The organism is Kitasatospora sp. NPDC059812 (assembly GCF_042732075.1).
Classification (GTDB): domain Bacteria; phylum Actinomycetota; class Actinomycetes; order Streptomycetales; family Streptomycetaceae; genus Kitasatospora.
Map to the genome: position 1 here is coordinate 10456 of NZ_JBHWIO010000138.1, position 3481 is coordinate 13936.

3 protein-coding genes are annotated in these 3481 nt (G+C 73.8%); all 3 read right to left on the minus strand.

Annotated elements, in window-relative coordinates:
• Window positions 1–116: 116 nt before the first annotated feature.
• The 3 genes from ACFV6D_RS37325 to ACFV6D_RS37335 all read right to left on the minus strand — a co-directional run bounded on the left by ACFV6D_RS37325 (window position 117) and on the right by ACFV6D_RS37335 (window position 3297).
• Entirely contained in the window at window positions 117–1169 is a 1053-nt protein-coding gene (locus tag ACFV6D_RS37325; RefSeq protein ID WP_380563170.1) for a hypothetical protein, read from the minus strand.
• 34 nt (window positions 1170–1203) lie between these two features.
• On the minus strand, window positions 1204–1863 hold the full coding sequence (locus ACFV6D_RS37330; protein WP_380563172.1) for a hypothetical protein: 660 nt from the start codon (window positions 1861–1863) through the stop codon (window positions 1204–1206).
• Window positions 1864–1959: 96 nt separating this feature from the next.
• Window positions 1960–3297, minus strand: a complete 1338-nt coding sequence (locus tag ACFV6D_RS37335) for an MFS transporter (protein ID WP_380426316.1) — start codon at window positions 3295–3297, stop codon at window positions 1960–1962.
• Window positions 3298–3481 lie beyond the last annotated feature (184 nt).

The window sequence follows — 3481 nt, forward strand, 5'->3', positions numbered from 1 at the left end:
TTTTCTTTTGGTTTGTTTTTGTGTCGTTTTTCTTCTTTTGTCTACTCCCTCTCCGCCTCCTCCCCCCCCCCCCCCACCCCCCCCCCCCCCCCCCCCCACCCCTCGGGCGTGCCGGGTCAGCCGTGGAGGCTCTGCAGGCAGAGCACGTAGTTGAGGGCCGGCAGGTTGGAGTAGGTGCGGGTGTAGGTGCTGTCCGACTTCGGCTGCTTCTCGCAGACCTTCTCGTCGGAGGTGGCCAGGTACTTGAAGACCACCTTGTACTGGGCGCGGGAGTCGCCGCAGGGCAGCATGGTGATCTTCGGGTTGGCGTCGTGGGTCGCGCCGGTGCCGTTCTCGTTGCGCAGGCAGTCGCCGGGGTTGGCCCGGTCGATGCTGTCGGCAGCGGTGCTGGGGGCGGTCGGCGGCGGCAGCGTGATGGTGGGCACCGGCGGCATGCTGAACGTCGGCGAGGGGAACGGCCGCGGCGTGTAGGTCGGCGGCGGCGAGAAGGTGGTCACCGGGGGCACCGTCACCGTCGGTATCGCGATCGGCGCGACCGGGTCGTCCTTCTTCGGGCCGAGCACCCCGGTGGCGGCCAGGACCAGCGTGACGACCACCGAGAGCGGCAGCAGCAGCATCAGCGCGTGCGGCCGCCGGCCCAGCGGGACGCCGGGGTCGAGCTGGGGGCCGTGGCTGCCCGGGACGGGCGGCGGCAGCCGCTTGACCTTGCCGTTGGCGGCGAGGTTCAGCAGCAGGGTGATCGGCGCCAGCAGCACCGACGCCGGGCTCCACCAGCCCTGGACCAGGGTGCGGGCGGACAGGTCGCGCACCGTCGCCGTCCCGCAGGTGCGGCAGAACGGGCCCGGCATCCGCAGCATCCGGTAGGCCAGGACCAGGCCCTGGTGGCCGCGGACGGTGGCGTCCACGGCCGGGAAGCCGCCGCAGAAGCGGCAGGCGGGCCCGTCCTGTGGCGCCGGTGGCGGGTACCCGTACCCGTAGCCGGGCGCGGGCTGCGGGGGGTAGCCGTACGGCTGGTCGGGTGGTGGCGGGGCGGCCGGGTAGCCGTAGCCGGGCGGCGGGCCCGGCGGCGGGGGCGGGGTCGGCCGGCCGTAGGGGTTGCCGGTGACGTACGGGTTGCCGTCGTCGGGCGACGGGGCGCCGTACGGCAGCTGGGGCGGCGGAACGGACAAGAGGTCCCCCGGGGATGCGGTGGTGGTGGAGAGGTCAGGCCTTCCCCGGCAGCGGGGCGCCGGCCGGGGTCATCGGGCCGAGGCAGAGCACGTACCGCTTCTTGTTCCAGCGGCGTCCGCTCTTGCCCGAGACGGCGCTGGTGGTCTGCGGCGTCTGCCGGCAGCGGTTCACGTCGGTGGTGTCGCCGAACGTCGACAGGACTCGGTAATTCGCTTTGGCGTCAGTGCACTTGACGATCTCGACATCGCGGGTGCCGCTCACCCGGACGCAGTCGCCGGGCTTGGCGCTGCTGACGCTCGGGCCGCTGGCGAAGTAGCCGACGGCCAGCGCGAGGCAGCCGCCGACCAGGCCGACGATCCGCAGCTTCGCCTTGACGCCGCGCTTCGCGGAGGGCGCCTCGGCGGCGGAGGCGGGCGGCGGGTAGCCGTACGGACCGGCGGGCGGCTGCTGGCCGTACGGCGGCTGGGCGCCGTAGCCGGGCGGCTGCTGGCCGTAGGCCGGGGGCGGTCCGAAGCCGGGCGGTGCGGGCTGGGGCGGTGCGGGCTGGGGTGGTCCGGGCTGCGGCGGTCCGAAGCCGGGCGGTGCGGGCTGGGGCTGCGACGGGATGTACGGCACCTGCCCGTACGGCGGGGCCGGCTGCGGGGGCGGCCCGTACGGCGGAGGTGGCCCGTACGGGCCGGGCGGTGTGCTCATCAGTTCGTCCCCCGAGGCCGAGTGCTGTCGCTCCGACAGGTCTGACGTACCTTAGCGACTCGGTCGGACGCCACCGTTCCGAGGGGCCGAGGGCCTTCAGGAGGCCCGGTCGCCGGGGAGCGGCCCGTACCGCCGGGCGGAGCGCAGGTAGAGGAGCGCCGAGAGCCCGTACACCGCGGCGACCCCGACCACCACCACGACCGAGCGGCCGGAGAGCGGCAGCACCAGCGCCGTGACCAGGGCAGCGGTCACGAAGGCGACGTTGAACAGCACGTCGTAGATCGCGAAGACCCGGCCGCGGAACTCGTCCTCGACCGACTCCTGGACCACGGTGTCGGCGCAGATCTTGGTGCCCTGGGTGACCACCCCGAGCAGCAGCGCCGCGAGCAGGCAGGGCAGCAGGGTGAAGCTCAGGCCGAGCGCCGGGACGAAGACCACCGGGGCCGCCAGGCAGACCGTCAGCCAGCCGGCCAGGCCGAGCCGCCGGGTGCACCAGGGGCTGACCAGTGCGGCGACGAAAAACCCGGCGGCGGACAGGCCGACCGCCTGGCCGAGCGTGACCAGTCCGGCCGCGCTGTCGGACGGGTCGTTGAAGGTGTACCGGGCGAGCATCACCACGACCACGATCAGCACGCCGTAGCAGAACCGGGCCGCGGTGACGGCGGCCAGCGCGTGCACGGCGGGCCGGCAGTCCCGCACCAAGTGGCGCACGGCGGCGCCGAGTTCGACGGCGGCCCGGACCAGCGCCTGGCCGAGCGCCGGGCGGTCGCCGTGCTTCTCCGGGCCGAGCAGGTCGCGGTCCATCCGGCGGGCGGCCAGTGCGGCCGACAGGTAGAGCAGCGCGGCCACCGTGACCAGCGCGGCGTCGGCCTTCGGTCCGGGGGTCATCACCTGGTGCAGCAGGAAGCCGACCCCTCCGCCGGAGGCGGCGGCGACCGTTCCCAGCGTGGGGGAGAGCGCGTTGGCGGTGACCAGCTGGTCCTGCTCGACCACCCGGGGCAGGGCGGCGGACAGGCCGGCCAGGATGAACCGGTTGAGCGCGGTGACCAGCAGCGCCGAGGCGAAGAACAGCCAGGTCGGCGCCTCCGCCAGGAGCAGGGCGCCGGTGACGAGGCCGAGCCCGAAGCGGGCCAGGTTGCCGTAGTAGAGCACCTGGCGGCGGCGCCAGCGGTCCAGCAGCACCCCGGCGAACGGGCCGATCACCGAGAACGGCAGCAGCATCACGGCCAGCACCGAGGCGATGTCGGCGGGGGAGGACTGCTTCTCCGGGGAGAACACGACGTAGGCGGCGAGCGAGACCTGGAAGACGCCGTCCGAGAGCTGGGAGAGCACCCGGGCGGTCAGCAGCCGCCGGAAGTCCCGGCCGCGGAGCAGACCGAGAAGCGTGGCACGGTGTGCGGACTGGTGGGTGCTGCCGTTCTCGGTGATCGCCACCCGCCCAGAGTGCCATGGAACCGGCCGCTGTTTCACGTGAAACATTCGCCGAGAAACGGTGAAGGGCCCACGATCCGATGATCGTGGGCCCTCCGGCGTGGGCGGCGGGGGGGGCCCCCCCCCCGCGCCGGCGCGCGACCCAAGCCCCGGGCCACGCCCCCGCTGTAATAATACACGTTAAGCG